Source organism: Chitinimonas prasina (genome assembly GCF_030160395.1).
Lineage (GTDB): Bacteria > Pseudomonadota > Gammaproteobacteria > Burkholderiales > Chitinimonadaceae > Chitinimonas > Chitinimonas prasina.
In genome coordinates this window covers 170715-186478 of sequence record NZ_BSOG01000002.1, presented here as the reverse complement: position 1 = coordinate 186478, position 15764 = coordinate 170715, and the positions used below count along the sequence as shown (strand labels likewise).

Here is a 15764-nt window from a genome sequence, read left to right as displayed (position 1 = left end):
CTTTTCATATCGCTTGTTCCTGTTCACAGCGCCGTTGCCACATCGCTCGATATTGTTGCTCAAGCGCACGGGTAAACCGGGGACCATCCATCAAGGGCGAGCGGGCCATGCGCTCCCTGAGCCCCAGGCGAAGCTGGTTGAGCGCCGCCCGGTCCTGCAACTGGGCTAATGCTCGCTGCACGAAAGCGTCGCCACAGTCAGCGATCCAGTCGTTCAAGCCCACGGCATTCAAGGCACTTGCACCGCCACGTCCCATCACCGTATCGCATGCCAGCGTCAGCACCGGCACCCCCATCCAGAGCGAATGGCAGGTGGTTGTGCCGCCGGTATAGGGAAAGGTATCCAGGTTGATGTCAATCTGACCATGCATCGCCAGATAATCGTGAAAAGGTGCACGGTCACGTATCACGATGCGCTCTGGCGCCACGCCCAATGCGGCAAAGCGGGCGCGCGTCTCATCCGCAATGCGGGCAAAACCTCTTGCCGCGATCAGCAGGCGAGAGTCCGGCACGGCCAATAGCAGGTCGGCCCATAGGCGAATGACTGCCGGGCCAATCTTGGCAGGATTGTGCAGAGCGCCAAAAGTAATACCCTGCCCCACCAGACACGGCATGGCGACCACTTCGGGTGCATCGGCGGGTGGTTGATAGCACCATTGCGAATCAGGCAGATATGCCAGTTGCTCGCTATGCAGCGCCTGGGCGTATTGTGGTGGGCAGGCCACGGCGTCCGTCAGGCGGTAATCCATGGTGGCTAGGCCTGTCGTATTGAGGTACCCCAGCCAGGTAACCTGCACAGGGGCCAAGCGACGAGCCATCAACACCAGACTGTTGTTGCCGGTATGCCCGGCCAAGTCGACCAGGATATCAATCCTGTCCGCCAATATGGCCTCTGCGACGGCCTCGGCTTCGGCGTCATCGAATTCCCGCCAGTAGTCAGCCAGGCCTGACAGGCGCGAGGTCGTGTCACTGGCCAGCTGTCGCTGGGTGGAGTAGACATAGACATCGAACTCCTTGCGATCATGCTCGCGGAAAACCGGCTCCACAAAGTAGGCTACCGGGTGATGTCGCATATCCGGAGATACGTAGCCTATGCGTAGCTTGCGCGCTGGGCGCCAATCCTGCTTCCAGCGCCGTACCTGCTCGGCAGGTAAGCGAGCAGCCTGTTGCAAATGGGCCTGGTAGAGCGTGCCGGGATTGAGTGTATCGTCATAACACAAGGTAAACAGCAAGTTGGAGAGGTAAGTCGGCTTGTCCGACAATTCCGCCGCGCGCCGGAAATGCGGCAAGCTTTCGGCCTGCCTGCCCAGTTCGGACAACACCAGGCCCAAGCCGTTATGGCTGGAGGCCACCTCCTCGATAGCCAGTGCAGACCGGTAATGTTCCACCGCCTCATGCAACTGCCCAGCACCGGCATGGGCATTGCCCAGGTGGTAATGATATTCGGCCGAGCCCGAGTGGCGAGCCAACAAGGCAGTAAAGCGGGCAATCGCCTCCGGCCAGTGCGCGGCCTCGATGGCCGCGTGCCCCAAGCGCTGCTCAGCTTCTTCCAGGTCTGGAGCCAGTTCCAGGGCCGTTTCCAACGCAGCCATGGCGGCCACATTGCAATGCCTGCATTGCAGGCATGTACCCAGCGCCAGCCAAGTGGCGGCGTGCTTGGGGGCCATCCGGCTAGCCAGTTGCAAGTAGATTTCCGCCGCCTCGTAGCGCTCTGCAGCCAGCAATCGACGCCCAGCCGCCAGCACACTGCTGTGCACACCGAGCTTACGCAATATCGCCGCCCACGCCTGGTTCATGGTCGCCCCGAGTTTTGATGTTGGGTCGGCACTTTAACGCACTACACTGAAGCTTGGTAACGCCATCTCTCCAGAGCGATGCAGGACGCATAAGGCAGACCGTACACCCCAGGCAAGTACCGCCAGTCCGGCCCAGGCAGACTGGCAAGGCATGGTTGCAAGATAACGGGGTTGGTTTCGTGGCCCTGCCGATAGACAAGAGTAAAACCCCACGATGCTGCAGATCGACCCAGACCTACTCGACAAAACCAGCCCCTCGCCCTACCGGGACGCGATGCTGCACGGCTACCGTTGGCTACGATTTACACCGCAGCTCGAGCAGGCCTTCCGCCAGTTTCATGTGGATACCCATATGTCACGCCTGCGTTGGGCAGGCGGCATGGCCATCACGCTGTTTGCCCTGTTTGTGCTGATCGACCTCACTACCCTGCCCTCCACCGTCTGGGAGCGCACCGTACCCATCAGGCTGGGGCTGATTATCCCAGCCTTTGCCATTACCCTTTGGCTTAGCTACCAACAACGGTGGCGCGCTTACCTGCAGTGGGCAGTCTGCTTGTCAGCCCTGCTGACAGGCCTGGGAACGGTAGGTGTTATCGGCGTTGCGCTGGCCCGTGACTATCCCCTGCCGTATGAAGGCATATTGCTGGTGGCCTTGTTCATCTACTTTATCGCCAGCCTGCAGTGGTGGCATGCACTGCTGATCAATACCCTCATCCTGGCAGGTTTTCTCGCCATGGAGTCCGCCCTGCAGCCCGATACAACACTGCAGCTGTATCACGGTGCCTTTATGCTGACCGCCAATATCGTCGGTGCGACCGGCAGTTACTTTCTTGAGTACAGCACCCGCACGACCTTCCTGGTCAATGCCTTGCTGCATGAACTGGCCGAGCACGATGGCCTGACCGGGCTCTACAACCGGCGCGCCTTCAACACCCATCTGGAGCGCGCCTGGCGCCAGGCACACCGTGAGCAGCGATCATTGGTGCTCGCCATGATCGACGTGGACTACTTCAAGCGTTACAACGACTACTACGGGCATGCTGGCGGGGACAAGGTGCTGCAACTGGTTGCCGACACCATCAACCGGCACGCCCGGCGACCGTTGGATATCGCCGCCCGCTACGGCGGAGAAGAGTTCGTACTGCTGTGGTTCAACCCTGCCAGCCAGGAACTGCCCCATATGGGCGAGCAGCTGCGTAATGCCATCGCCGTGCAGGCTCTGCCCCACATGGGTAGCGAACTGGGGCATCTCACCATCAGCCTGGGCCTGGCCCAACGTGCTCCCGGGTCTGGACTGACGGCTGATGATCTGCTCAAAGCGGCAGATGAAGCACTTTACCGGGCCAAGCAGGCGGGGCGTAACCGGGTAGTCGTCGACATACCCGGTCACACCCCCTGACGCCCAGCGCAGCATGTAGCGCTGGGTGCCATTTTGGCTTACTTGGGCGCGGCGATCTGCTTGGCTGCCGTCACCATGGCCTCTTGTGGCTTGACGTTACCATCAGTCACCTGTGGTAGCGCTGTCGCCATGGCGGCCCAGAACTTGCCCATCTCCGGATTGGAAGGCATGGGCTTGCCCAGATGGATGTTATCCATGGAGTTACGGATGTTTTCGTCGTTGTAGAGTTGCCAGAACAGCGTGATATCTGCCGGTACGCCTAGCGGCACCGCCTCGTTCATGGCTTTCAGGCCATCGAGCTTGAGCAGGTGCTGCTCCAGGAAGGCGAGCGCCTCCTTCTTGTTGCGGCTCTTGGCATTGATCATGGCGCCCAGCACACCCACAAAGGGCCGCGAAGGCTTACCCTTTACGCTAGGTAGGGGGGCCACGCCGAAATTGATCTTGGCCTCCCGCAATCCCTCCCATGCCCATGGGCCGCTGATCATCATACCCAGCTTGCCGTTGCGCATGGCCTCTTCCATCTGGCCGTAGCTGGCGCCCTTGGGCATGACACCCTTGTTGATCAGCATGGCCAGCGTTTCCAGGCCTGCCACCGCACCGGGCTTGGCGACACCGGTATCGTGGGCGTCATAGTTGCCCTTGATATCGCGGAAGAACGGGTAGCCACCGTTCGCCGCCATCAAGGGCCAGGTAAAGTAGGTGTTGTTGTAGTCCCACAAGATGGCCTTAGCCCCGCGTTTCTGCAGCTGGGTATCCAGTGCCGGTATTTCCTCGAAGCTCTTGGGTGGCGTCTTGATCAGGGCCTTGTTGTAGATCAGGCTGACCGTCTCCACCGACAAGGGGTAACCCCAGGTCTTTCCACCTACGGTAAAGGCATCCCAAGCCACCGAAACAATATTGCGGCGCGCCTCCTCGGTCGGATTGATGGGTGTCAGCAACCCCAGCTTGATCCACTCACCAATGCGGTCGTGCGGCCAGATCCAGATATCAGGGCCATTGCCGGCCAGCGCCTCTTGCTGAAACCGAGTCGGTGCATCATCGGGATGCTCGACCTTGACGGTGATGCCGGTCTGCTTGGTATACAACTTGCCGATCTTCTCTATGCCTTCATAGCCCTTGTCGCCATTGATCCAGACCGTCAGCTGCTTACCAGCCGCCATGGCCGGGCTCAGCAGGCAGGCGCTGGCAGCAATGCCCAGCAAGGCTTTCAGCACGATGCGACGGGGAGAAACGGCAACAGGGCATTCTTGGGGCGCAAGAATGCCCGCTACACCGTGGGAACGGATAGTCATTGGGGTATCACTCCGGTGATGGTTGGGGATGGCGCTCTAACGGCGCTTCGGCACCCAAGGTGCCGACATGCCGCGCAGGTCATAGCCCGCGCGGTCATGTGAGGTTGCGGCTACCGCTCAGCGTGCTTGCATCAGCGCCTTGCAGGTATCCAGCATACGGTTGGAGTAGCCCCATTCGTTGTCGTACCAGGCCATGACCTTGACCAGGCGCTTGTTGCTCACCTTGGTCTGCGACGAATCGAAATTCGACGAAGCGCGGTTATGGTTAAAATCGACAGACACAAGGGGCTTGGTCACATAAGTCAGAATGCCATCGCGGCTCACTGCGGCGGCTTGCTTGAGTATCTCGTTGACTTCGCTCACGCTGGTATCGCGGCTGGCAGTAAAGACAAAGTCGACCAACGAGACATTGATGGTCGGCACGCGTACGGCCAGGCCGTCCAGCTTGCCTGCCAGCTCCGGTATCACCAGACCGATGGCGGCCGCTGCACCCGTCTTGGTCGGTATCATGGACATGGTCGCCGAACGGGCACGGCGCAGATCGCTGTGGTAGAGGTCGGTCAGCACCTGATCATTGGTGTAGCTGTGCACCGTGGTCATCAGCCCCATCTCCACCCCCAGCGCTGCATGGAGCGGTGCCACTAGCGGTGCCAGGCAATTGGTGGTGCAACTGGCATTGGAGATCACCGTGTGCTCGGCCTTCAGCACCTGCTCGTTCACCCCGAACACGATAGTGGCATCGACATCATCACCGCCCGGTGCGGAGATCACCACCTTCTTGGCACCGGCAGCCAGGTGCGCACTGGCCTTGGCCTTGCTGGTGAACAGGCCGGTACACTCGAACACTACATCGACATCAAGATCCTTCCAGGGCAGTTGAGCTGGATCGCGCACGCTCAGGTAGCGTATGCGGTCGCCGTTGACCAGCAGGTAATCCCCTTCATAGCCCACCTCAGCCTGGAAACGACCATGGACGGTGTCGTATTCAGTCAGGTGGGCGTTGACCTCGATCTCTCCAAGGTTGTTGATGGCGACGATCTCGAATTCGTCGCGGCGGTTGTGTTCATAGAGGCCACGTAAGACATTGCGGCCTATGCGGCCGTAGCCGTTGATGGCGATGCGGATGGTCATTGTATTGCTCCAGACTGTTGTGCCTATGGACTTGGATAGTGCGGCGCCGTCTTGGGCGCTCTGCTTCTGTTGACGGACCGGCCGTAGCGACCGTTTCACTCCGTATTTCGCACAGCCACCAAGGCTGCGCGACGCTATCTGAGAGCCTGTTATGTACTCAAGTCATGGATGGCCGGCGACGGGATACGTAGGTTTGGCCACCATGGCTTGAGCGATCGCCATCAAGGCATGGGGCGGCCCATGGCAGCCTCGAGCAGTTCAAACCACTGCTGCCTGTCCAGCATAATCTCCTGCGCAGCCACCAACTGTTGCAAGCGATCCAGCTTGCCGCTGCCCAGCACAGGCTGTATGCCGGCCGGATGGCGCAGCAGCCAGGCAATGGCGAGTTGCTCACGGCTGACGCCCAGTTCCGCCCCCAGCCGCGCCAGCACCTGACCCAAGGGTGTCTCTGCCGGCTCGGCCGACAGTTTGCCCCCCCCTAATGGTGACCAAGCTTGCGGCTTGATACGCAGGCGCTGGCATTGGTCCAGCGTACCGTCGAACAGGGTATCGGTATGCAGCAGCGAAACTTCCACCTGGTTGGCGGCCAGCGGTTCATCCAGGCGACTTTGCAGCAGCTCAAGCTGGTGCGGCAGGAAGTTGGAGACACCAAATTGCGCGACCTTGCCTGCCTGCTTGAGCTGAAAGAACGCCTCGGCGATCTCGTCGGCATCCATTAAGGGGTCAGGCCTGTGGATCAACAGCATCTCTAGCTGCTCCACCCCCATCTGTGCCAGCGAATTCTCTGCCGACGCCACGATATGCGCGCTGCTGGTGTTGTAGTGCTTGACTCGGTGCTGCGGTCGGTTTGGGGTTACCAGCGCGATGCCGCACTTGGAGATCAGCTTGATGCGCGACTTGAGCGCAGGCCGGCTGGCCAAGGCTTCACCGAACAAGGCCTCGCAACGGTAGCCCGCATAGATATCGGCCAAATCGAAGGTATTCATGCCCATATCCAGGCAGCCCTCCACCAGATCGGCCACCTGGCTGGGGTGCATCTGCCAATCGGCGATGCGCCAGACACCCAGTATGAGTCGGGAGTTTGCTGTGCTCACGATGTTCTGTCCTCGTTGATCATATTGCGGTGTGTTGCCCCACCTTATTGTGCTTCCAGCAGCACCGAGCCCTGTGCGAGCAGCTTCACCATGCCGCCCTCCACCTTGGCGCTAGTACCGCTGTAGGCATCGCGGACTATCTGGCCATCCTTGTAGACATGCGCTACCGGTATGCTGACTTCACCCTTGGCAAATGGTGCTGCGACGACCCTGTCATCGCCATGGATACGGCTGAAGGCATAGGGCTCATCGCCCAGTTTGCGATGCACACCGCGTGCCAGCGCCGGGTGGCGAGCGCGGAACTGGCCCAGCTTCTGCCAATGGGCCAATACAGTCGTATTGGGCGACGCCCAGTTCATACTGGAACGGGTGGATTGCTGTGGGTCGCCAGAGCTGGCAGGACCATCTGGTCGGGCCGTTTCATCCCCATAGAATATCTGCACGCCACCGGGTGCCAGCAACAGGGCAGTGCCTGCGGTAATCAGCTGATCACGCTTGTACAAGCGGGTATCGTGCGACGACAGATAGGACAGGACATCGAAGGCCTTTCCCTCGCTGCTGCCGGCTGCTAGCTTGCGGGCGTAGTCGCCATACAGCCGGTCCAGTTCCAGCGGGTCGTCCAGCTTGCGATCCTGCAAGTCGAAATTGATCAGGCTGTCAAAACCGTTGTCGAAGTAGGCCGTGCGCTCAACAGCGTGCGGAAATACCTCACCCACCATCCAGAATGGTGCATCGTCTATCTTCTTCTGCGGGTTCTTGGCCTTCCATTCGGCCAGGGCCGCATTCCCTGCCTGCTTCAACGCCTGCCAGGATGCCATTTCCACATGCTTGGCCGTATCAACCCGAAAGCCGTCCACACCATAATCGCGCACCCAGTTGGTCAACCAGGTCACCAGGTAATCGCGCACCGTCGCGTTGGGTAAAGCTACCGCGCGGGTATCTGCCTTCTTTTTCAGGAAAGCCGGCAACCCTACCGCCTTGGCCTGTTCGGTCTTGAAGTCCGGCAGGTAAGCCAGTTGCATGGTCAGATCGCTGCTACCCGCGGCGGTATAGCCGTTGAGGCCGGCACGCACCCAGTCGCCGCCCCACCATTCGGCCCATTGCTTGCGGTCGGCGTTGTAGTCTATCCAGCCGTGATAGTCCTTAAGCGTGTATTGCTCATAGCCCCCCTTCCACAGCACAGGGATATTCAATTGGTGGGCCGTCTCGATATCCAGATAGCCTGGGTGGTTCATCACAATATCGAACAGCACCCTGATGCCCTGGGCATGAGCCGTATCAACAAACTCCCGCAACTCATCGGGCGTGCCCATGTTCTTGTCGAGCACTGTGTAATCCAGGGCAAAGTAGCCGTGGTAGGCGTAGTGCTTGAACTCTTCCTTGCCGCCCTGTACCCAACCCCGTATCTGCTCATAGGGCGCCGTGATCCAGATCGCATTGACCCCCAGGTTCCTGAAATAGCCTTCCTTGAGCTTGACCGTCAACCCCGCCAGATCGCCACCGTGGAAAGTGCCGATCTCCTTGGCGCCATCGGGCTTGCGTCCGTAGCTCTGGTCATTGGCGGGGTTGCCATTGTAGAAGCGGTCGGTAATGGCGAAATAGACGATGGGATTGGTAGCAAAGCTGCTCTTGGACACCCCTGCAGCGGCGATGGGGGTGGCGACAGATTCGGTGGCCTGGGAAAACAGGCAGATCAGCGAGAGCGATGTGGCAAGCAAGGTACGTGTCATGGCGGCTTTATCAGGCAGGGCTGGGGCTAAAAAAGGCGGGCCAACCGGCGCCCGCCCATCCTAGATAGGGTGGCTTACTTGCCTACGGCAGCTTGCGCCTCGACCTTGCTCTTGAAGATGGCTGGGTTGCCCGAAACCACGTAGGCATCGTTGATCTCCTTGGTATCGAAGCTCATGTCCTTGCCCTTCTGCTCCTTCACATCACCCTTGTGGATGATGTAATGCACCTTTCCGGTGCTGCCGAAATCCTTGATGGCCAAGCGCCAGTACACGCCGAACTCATCCTTGCCGGTTGGTGTCAGGGGGCTGAACCAGCTCACGCCCTCCAGGGGTTGGTCGCTGGCGCCCGGTGCGCGCTTCCAGGCATGCAGGCCCCAATTTTCATACTTGCCATCGGGGCGATGGTAATGAATATCCACCATGCCTTCCGGCGGGTTGTCGGCAGCGGCAGGTATAGCTGCCAGCATCAGTGTTGCCAGCAAGGTCTTGATCAATCTACGTTTGTTCAGCATGGTCATCACTCCGTCTTGGTCTTGGTTTGGTACTGATTTGTTGTCATGCCCTGCGGCCATCCGCAGCAGTCGTAGCATCGCCCTGCTTGGGCGCTGAGCGTGCCGGCCTTGCTTACCCCTTGACACCGCCAGCAGTGAGTCCCGACGTCATCCAGCGCTGCGCCAGCAGGAAGACGATGGAGATAGGCAGGCCCGACAAGATGGCTGCAGCGGCAAAGTCACCCCAGAAGTACTTCTGTTCGTACAGGAACATCTTGATACCCACGGCGATGGTGAGTTGATCCTGCTGCTTGAGCAGCACCGAGGCGATGGGGTACTCGTTGACCCCCTGGATAAAGGCCAGCAGGAACACCACCATCAGGATGGGAACCGCCATGGGCAGCAACACATAGCGGAAGGCCTGAAATGGTGTCGCACCGTCGACCTTGGCAGCTTCCTCTATCTCGACCGGGATGGTGTCGAAGTAGCCCTTGATGGTCCAGATGTGCAGGGCAATGCCACCGGTATAGGCCAGAATCAGGCCGCCGTGGGTATCCAGCCCCAGCCAGGGCACATAGCCGCCTATCTGGTCGAAGATGGCATAGATCGCTACCAAGGCCAGCACGGTGGGAAACATCTGCACCAGCATCAGGCTGTTGATCAACTGGGCCTTGAAGGCAAAGCGCATGCGGGCAAACGCATAGGCGCAGGTGGTCGACAGCAGAAGGCCGATCAGGCCAGACAAGGCGGCCACCTTGATGGAGTTCCATAGCCATAGCAGTACCGGGAACTCCGGCTCCACCAGCCGGCCATCGGCCGCCTGGTAGGGAATGCCCAATACCAGCTTCCAGTGCTCCAGGCTGATCTGGCTGGGGATCAGATCGCCGGTCGAGAAATTACCCGGCCGCAGGCTGATCAGCAGGATCATGAGAAAGGGGAACATGATCAGCGCGATAAAGCAGATCAACCCCAGGTGGGCGGCAACAACCCGCCAGCGATGCGATTTATCTAGAACGACGGCCACGATGCGTAATCCTCAGCGGGTTTCGGTCTGGTTCACCTTGGTGAGCCGCAGATTGATGATGGACAGGAAGGCAACCATCAGGAACACCACGGTCGAGATAGCCGCAGCCAGGCCAAAGTCCTGGCCGGAGTCCTGAAAGGCGATGCGATAGGTGTAAGACACCAGCAAGTCGGTGGTGCCCGCTGGTACAGCCGTATCCAGAAAATCCGGGCGGCCATTGGTCAGCAGTGCAATCAAGACAAAGTTGTTGAAATTAAAAGCAAAAGCGGCAATCAGCAAGGGGGTGATCGGTTTCACGATCAAGGGCAGCGTGATCTTGAAGAAGTTAGTGAACGGTCCAGCCCCGGCGATCGCCGATGCCTCATACAGATCGGCCGGAATTGCCTTGATCAGGCCCATGCTCAGCAACATCATGTAGGGAAAGCCCAGCCAGGTATTGACGATCAGGATCATGACCTTGGCGAGGAAGGGATCGGTAAACCAGTTTGGCTTGATGCCGAACAAGGACTGCAGGATCAGGTTGATCTCCCCCGCGTTCTCGCTGAACAGACCTTTAAATACCAGGATGGAGATAAACGCCGGCACGGCATAGGGCAGGAACAAGAAGATGCTGTACAGCTTGCGGAAACGCAACGCCTCCCAGCTCATCAGCACGGCCAGTACAATTCCCACTGAAAAGGCAAACAGCACTGTCAGGCCGGCAAACACCACTGTCCAGCCAAAAATGCGCAGGAAGGGTTCGCTGAAGGAACTATCGGTGAAGATGCGTTTGAAATTGGCCCAGCCTATACCGACCTTAAAGCCGGGCTGTAGCGGCTCGCCCGCTGCTGTCTCATAGAAGCCCGTCTCGAAATTGGGCTTGATGATGCTGCCGTCCTGCTGGTTCTTCAGCTCGCCATTGGCCAGTGGCTGATAGAGCTTGCGCACGGGCGCGAACTCGCGCAGGCCCGACGCACTGGCCACCAAACCACTGGGCAAGGTGACCGATACCAGCTTGAGTACCTTGAGATTCTGGATCAGCGTCTTGGTATCAGCCGGCTCGCTCAACGGTGCCTCGGCTGCTTCCAGCCTATGCGCCGGCACGCTCAATGGCGTCGCCTGCTTCAGCGCCAGGGCATCGGTGACAAAGACATCGCCGTTCTCATTCTCCAGGCGTATGCGGTAGGCTGCACCGTCGCTATGCAGGGTAAAGGCATAGCTTTCTCCATCCACCACATAGGTTTCATCGAGGAAGTACTGCTTGGCGCGCTCAGGGCTCAGCAGGTTCTTGGAGCTGTAATTGGTAAAGCCGATGGTAAAGGTGTAGGCCAGTGGGAACAGTACAAACACCACTACGGCCAGCAAGCCAGGGAACAGATAACGGAAGGCATAGGCCCTGCCGGTGCTGTAGATATAAGTGGCCAGGCCCAGGGTAGCCAGGCAAACCGTTGCCAGCAGGGGTTGCCCTGCAGCGTACATCTTGAAGGTGAGGAACAGCCCCGCCAGCAGGGTCAGGCCTGCGGCCAAGAGCAATATCCAGTGTTCCAGCTTGCGCGCCATGCTTGTTGTCACTCCCTTTGTCTTTGCTGAACGTGCTGGTAACAGCCCGCTCAGCAAAGGCCTCCCTTGCGGAAGGCCGGCAGGGCGGCGGCATGCTGAATGCCGCCCTGACTGCACCCTACTCTCCCTTGCGGAAGAGCCAGGCGTTCTGCTTACTCGCCCTTGATGCGCTTGGCGGCAGCATCCAGGCCATCCTTGGGCGACTGACGGCCACCGGTGATGTTCTGCAGTGCCGATGCCATGGACGACCAGAAGCGGCCCATCTCGGCATTGTTGGGCATGGGGTTGCCAGCCTGCGCCGAAGCCATGGTGGCCTTGATGTTGGGGTCGCCAGCCAGCTCCTTGAACAGGTTCTTGTTGGCAGGGGTACCCAGCGGCACATCTGCGTTGATGGTCTTCAGGCCATTGAGCGACAGCAGATGGTTCTCGATGAAATCGACCGCCACTTCCTTGTTGGGCGAAGCGCGGTTGACCATGCAGCCCAGCACGCCCACGAACGGTGCTGCCTTCTTGCCGGCCACGGTGGGGATAGGCGCCACGCCAAAGTTGATCTTGGCGTTCTTCAGGTTGTCCCACGACCAGGGGCCGTTGATCATCATGGCGACATTGCCCTTGGCCATGCCTGCTTCCATCTCGGCGTAGCCGGCGCCCTTGGGCATCACGCCACCATCGATCAGCTTCTTCAGCGTCTCGGCGCCCTTCAAAGCGCCGGCGTTGTTCACGCCGGTATCGGTGGCGTCATAGGTGCCATCGGCCTTCATCTTGAAGGGGTAGCCACCACCAGCTGCCAGCAGCGGCCAGGTGAAGTAGGTATTGGTGTAGTCCCACAGAATTGCCTTCTTGCCCTTGGCCGAAAGCTTCTTGTCGAGTGCGGCAATTTCCTCGAAGCTCTTGGGCGGCGTGGGCACCAGATCCTTGTTGTACACCAGAGCCACGGCCTCGATGGAGATGGGGTAGCCCCATGTCTTGCCACCGATGGTGAAGGCCTTCCAGGCCAGCGGGTCGATCTCGTCCCGTATCTTCTTAGACGGCGTAACAGGGCTTAGGAGGCCAGCGCCCACCCATTCACCAGCCCGGTCGTGCGGCCAGCACCAGATATCGGGGCCTTTGCCAGCGGCGGCAGCCTGCTGGAACTTACCCGGTGCATCCTCGGGATGCTCAACAGCCACTGGCACGCCAGCCTTCTTGGCAAAATCATCGCCTATCTGCTGGATGCCTTTGTAGCCTTTGTCGCCGTTGATCCACAGCAGCAGCTTGCCGGACTCGGCTGCCTGTGCGGCACCGAAGCAGGACACTACCAGGGCAGCGATGAGTGTTTTATTCAGGGTCATGATCACTCCATACGTATTGTGGTTTGGTGGTGCTACGCGGCTGAATGCATCAAGCTCGTTTTCTACGAGTTCTTTACCCGCTGGAAAGCCAATCCAGCTTCGTTAAACAGGTAGCAGCGTGTCTCTGGCAAGCGCACGCTGAGGGTTTCGCCCGGTTTGGCCTCATGCTCAGCATCAGCACGCACCACCAGGTGTTCGCTGGCGCCAGGCACCTGCAGATAGCAGATGGTGGCCTCGCCCAAGTGCTCCACCGCGATCAATTGGCCGCTGATGGTGTTGCCACTGGCAGAAAATTCGAAATGCTCCGGACGTATGCCCAAGGTCACCTTGCCACCGACCTGACCTGCACTGGCGTCCACCGCCGCCGTCACCATGCTGCCATCGGCCAGTTGCACCGTGGCCTGGTTGGCGCCGATGGCGGCCAGCTTGCCTTCGACAAAGTTCATCTTGGGCGAGCCGATGAAGCCCGCCACAAAGAGATTGCGCGGATGGTGGTAAAGCTCCAGCGGCGAGCCCACCTGCTCGACATTGCCGGCATTGAGCACCACGATGCGGTCAGCCAGCGTCATCGCTTCGACCTGGTCGTGCGTCACGTAGACCATGGTGGTATTCAATTCGCGATGCAGCTTGGTGATCTCGATACGCATCTGTACGCGCAAGGCGGCATCCAGGTTCGAGAGCGGCTCGTCGAACAGGAAGACATTGGGCTTGCGTACGATGGCCCGGCCTATGGCGACGCGTTGGCGCTGGCCGCCCGACAGTGCCTTGGGCTTGCGCTCCAGCAGATGTTCGATCTGCAGTATCCGGGCAGCACGATCCACTGCCTGCTTCATCTCCTCCTTGCTCACTCCGGCCAGCTTGAGACCGAAAGCCATGTTCTCGGCCACCGTCATATGCGGATAGAGCGCATAGGACTGAAACACCATGGCCACGCCGCGCTTGGCTGGCGGGGTATCGTTGCAACGCTCACCGCCGATATGGAGATCGCCCGAAGTGATGTCTTCCAGACCGGCGATGGTGCGCAACAAAGTCGACTTGCCGCAGCCCGACGGGCCCACGAAAACGACGAACTCCCCATCCTTGATATCAAGGTCTATGCCATGCAGCGTTTCGATATCACCGAATGATTTGCGTATGCCGCGCAATACGACGTCGGACATGGATGCCTGCTCCGTTGTTGGTTTCCCCTTCCCTTTCGACGGGAAGGTCTCGTTCAAATTGTGGCGTACAGCCCGCCAAAGCCAGCCAGCTCTACCCGATCGCCGTTGATGCAGCCACCTGCAAGGCCATGACCAGCCAGAGGCTTGGCCGTACGCAACGATTTGGGCAGCTTGAATGCCACGGGCGTACTGCCCAGGTTGAAAGCACATAGCCAAGTCTGCTTGCCCAAGGTACGAGTAAAGGCCAGGATAGGCTCGTCGGTCTTGATAAAGGCGATATCACCGGCCTTGAGCACGGCTTGCTGTTTGCGCCAGGCCAGGAAGCCACGGTAGAAATTCAGCGTAGAACCCGTATCGCCATCTTGCACGTCTACCGCCCGGCTCAGATGATCCTTGGGCACCGGCAACCAGGGCTTGGCAGAGGAGAAACCGCCATGCTTGCGTTTGGCCTCCCAGGGCATGGGGGTGCGGCAACCGTCACGGCCCTTGAACTCCGGCCAGAAGGTAATGCCGTAGGGGTCCTGCAACAGCTCAAATGGGATATCCGCCTCGGTCAGCGCCAGTTCCTCCCCCTGGTAGATGCAGAGGCTGCCTTTGAGGCTGGCCGACATGGCCAGCAGCACCTTGGCCAGGGACGGGCTAGTCTCGCCCTTGCCCCAGCGAGTCAGCACCCGGGCCACATCATGATTGCCTATGCTCCAGCAACCCCAGCCGGCACCGCCCTCTTTCTTGCCCGTCTTGACCAGCTGCGCTTCCAGTTCCTCCACCTGCTGGCGTATATGGCCGGCCGAGCCATCCGGCGTCAGCAGATTGAAGCTGTAGGCCATATGCAGCTTGTCGCTGCCCGAGGTGTAGCGGGCCATCAGCTTGAGCGAATGGTCATCACCCACCTCCCCTACCGAAGCGGCACCGTACTCGTCCAGCAGGGTCCGTACACGTTGCAGGAAGGCCAGGTTCTCCGGCTGCGACTTGTCGTGCTTGTGTGCCTGCAGGCCGTAGGGGTTGTCCGCGCTGACCGTCTTGCTGTCACGCACCTCGGCTGGCGGATTGTTGCGCAGCTTGCGGTCGTGGAAATGAAAGTTACATGCGTCAAAGCGAAAGCCATCCACGCCCCGCTCCAACCAGAAGCGGATGCTGTCCAGCATGGCGGCCTGGACTTCAGGATGGTGGAAATTGAGGTCGGGCTGGCTGCTGAGAAAATTGTGCAGAAAATACTGCCTGCGGCGTGACTCCCACTGCCAAGCAGAGCCGCCGAACACCGACAGCCAGTTGTTCGGGGGGGTACCATCGGCTTGCGGATCAGCCCAGACAAACCAGTCGGCCTTGGCATTATCACGGCTCTGCCGACTCTCCTTGAACCAGGCATGCTGGTCGGAGCAATGGCTCAGCACCTGGTCTATCATGACTTTCAAGCCCAACTGATGGGCCGTACTCACCAGCCGGTCAAACCCAGCCAGGTCCCCAAACAGGGGATCGACATCGCAGTAGTCACTGACGTCGTAGCCAAAATCCTTCATCGGCGACTTGAATATCGGTGATATCCAGATGGCGTCCACGCCCAGGCTAGCGACATAAGGCAGTTTTTCGGTAATCCCCGCCAGATCGCCTACGCCATCACCGTTGCTGTCCGCAAAGCTGCGCGGATAGATCTGATAGATGACGCCACCACGCCACCAGTCTTGCGTTTTCTTCTTGCTAGTCATGCCATTCACCAGGGTGCAGGTACGCGACAAAGCCGCTCGTCTCGACGCAGGACGTCGAGGCGACCGGGTTCGCAG

At 59.6% G+C, this 15764-nt stretch carries 12 protein-coding genes; 1 reads left to right on the top strand and 11 read right to left on the bottom strand.

What is annotated here, in order from left to right; genetic code table 11:
* Nucleotides 1–4: 4 nt before the first annotated feature.
* Complete coding sequence (locus tag QQK16_RS08085; protein ID WP_284195941.1) at nucleotides 5–1795, bottom strand: O-linked N-acetylglucosamine transferase, SPINDLY family protein; 1791 nt, start codon at nucleotides 1793–1795, stop codon at nucleotides 5–7.
* Nucleotides 1796–2009: 214 nt separating this feature from the next.
* Here QQK16_RS08085 and QQK16_RS08080 point away from each other — a divergent pair, with 214 nt between their 5' ends.
* A complete protein-coding gene (locus QQK16_RS08080; protein WP_284195940.1) occupies nucleotides 2010–3194 on the top strand; it encodes a GGDEF domain-containing protein in 1185 nt (394 codons plus the stop codon).
* A gap of 38 nt (nucleotides 3195–3232) precedes the next feature.
* Here QQK16_RS08080 and malE (QQK16_RS08075) read toward each other — a convergent pair whose 3' ends face one another.
* The 10 genes from malE (QQK16_RS08075) to QQK16_RS08030 all read right to left on the bottom strand — a co-directional run bounded on the left by malE (QQK16_RS08075) (nucleotide 3233) and on the right by QQK16_RS08030 (nucleotide 15689).
* Nucleotides 3233–4486, bottom strand: a complete 1254-nt coding sequence (gene malE / locus QQK16_RS08075) for a maltose/maltodextrin ABC transporter substrate-binding protein MalE (RefSeq protein ID WP_284195939.1) — start codon at nucleotides 4484–4486, stop codon at nucleotides 3233–3235.
* A 117-nt stretch (nucleotides 4487–4603) separates the two neighbouring features.
* Nucleotides 4604–5617 (bottom strand): type I glyceraldehyde-3-phosphate dehydrogenase, encoded by a 1014-nt coding sequence (gene gap / locus QQK16_RS08070; RefSeq protein ID WP_284195938.1) that lies wholly within the window; start codon nucleotides 5615–5617, stop codon nucleotides 4604–4606.
* 221 nt (nucleotides 5618–5838) lie between these two features.
* Nucleotides 5839–6711 (bottom strand): aldo/keto reductase, encoded by an 873-nt coding sequence (locus QQK16_RS08065; protein ID WP_284195937.1) that lies wholly within the window; start codon nucleotides 6709–6711, stop codon nucleotides 5839–5841.
* 44 nt (nucleotides 6712–6755) lie between these two features.
* Nucleotides 6756–8441, bottom strand: coding sequence for an alpha-amylase family glycosyl hydrolase (locus QQK16_RS08060; RefSeq protein ID WP_284195936.1), 1686 nt, complete (start codon nucleotides 8439–8441; stop codon nucleotides 6756–6758).
* A gap of 74 nt (nucleotides 8442–8515) precedes the next feature.
* Nucleotides 8516–8953, bottom strand: a complete 438-nt coding sequence (locus tag QQK16_RS08055) for a pullulanase-associated domain-containing protein (protein WP_284195935.1) — start codon at nucleotides 8951–8953, stop codon at nucleotides 8516–8518.
* Nucleotides 8954–9065: 112 nt separating this feature from the next.
* A complete protein-coding gene (gene malG, locus QQK16_RS08050) occupies nucleotides 9066–9956 on the bottom strand; it encodes a maltose ABC transporter permease MalG (protein WP_284195934.1) in 891 nt (296 codons plus the stop codon).
* A 12-nt stretch (nucleotides 9957–9968) separates the two neighbouring features.
* A complete protein-coding gene (malF, locus tag QQK16_RS08045) occupies nucleotides 9969–11495 on the bottom strand; it encodes a maltose ABC transporter permease MalF (protein ID WP_284195933.1) in 1527 nt (508 codons plus the stop codon).
* A gap of 152 nt (nucleotides 11496–11647) precedes the next feature.
* Nucleotides 11648–12826, bottom strand: a complete 1179-nt coding sequence (malE, locus tag QQK16_RS08040; protein ID WP_284195932.1) for a maltose/maltodextrin ABC transporter substrate-binding protein MalE — start codon at nucleotides 12824–12826, stop codon at nucleotides 11648–11650.
* A gap of 62 nt (nucleotides 12827–12888) precedes the next feature.
* Nucleotides 12889–13986 (bottom strand): ABC transporter ATP-binding protein, encoded by a 1098-nt coding sequence (locus tag QQK16_RS08035; RefSeq protein WP_284195931.1) that lies wholly within the window; start codon nucleotides 13984–13986, stop codon nucleotides 12889–12891.
* Between the two features lie 53 nt (nucleotides 13987–14039).
* A complete protein-coding gene (locus QQK16_RS08030; protein WP_284195930.1) occupies nucleotides 14040–15689 on the bottom strand; it encodes an alpha-glucosidase family protein in 1650 nt (549 codons plus the stop codon).
* Nucleotides 15690–15764 lie beyond the last annotated feature (75 nt).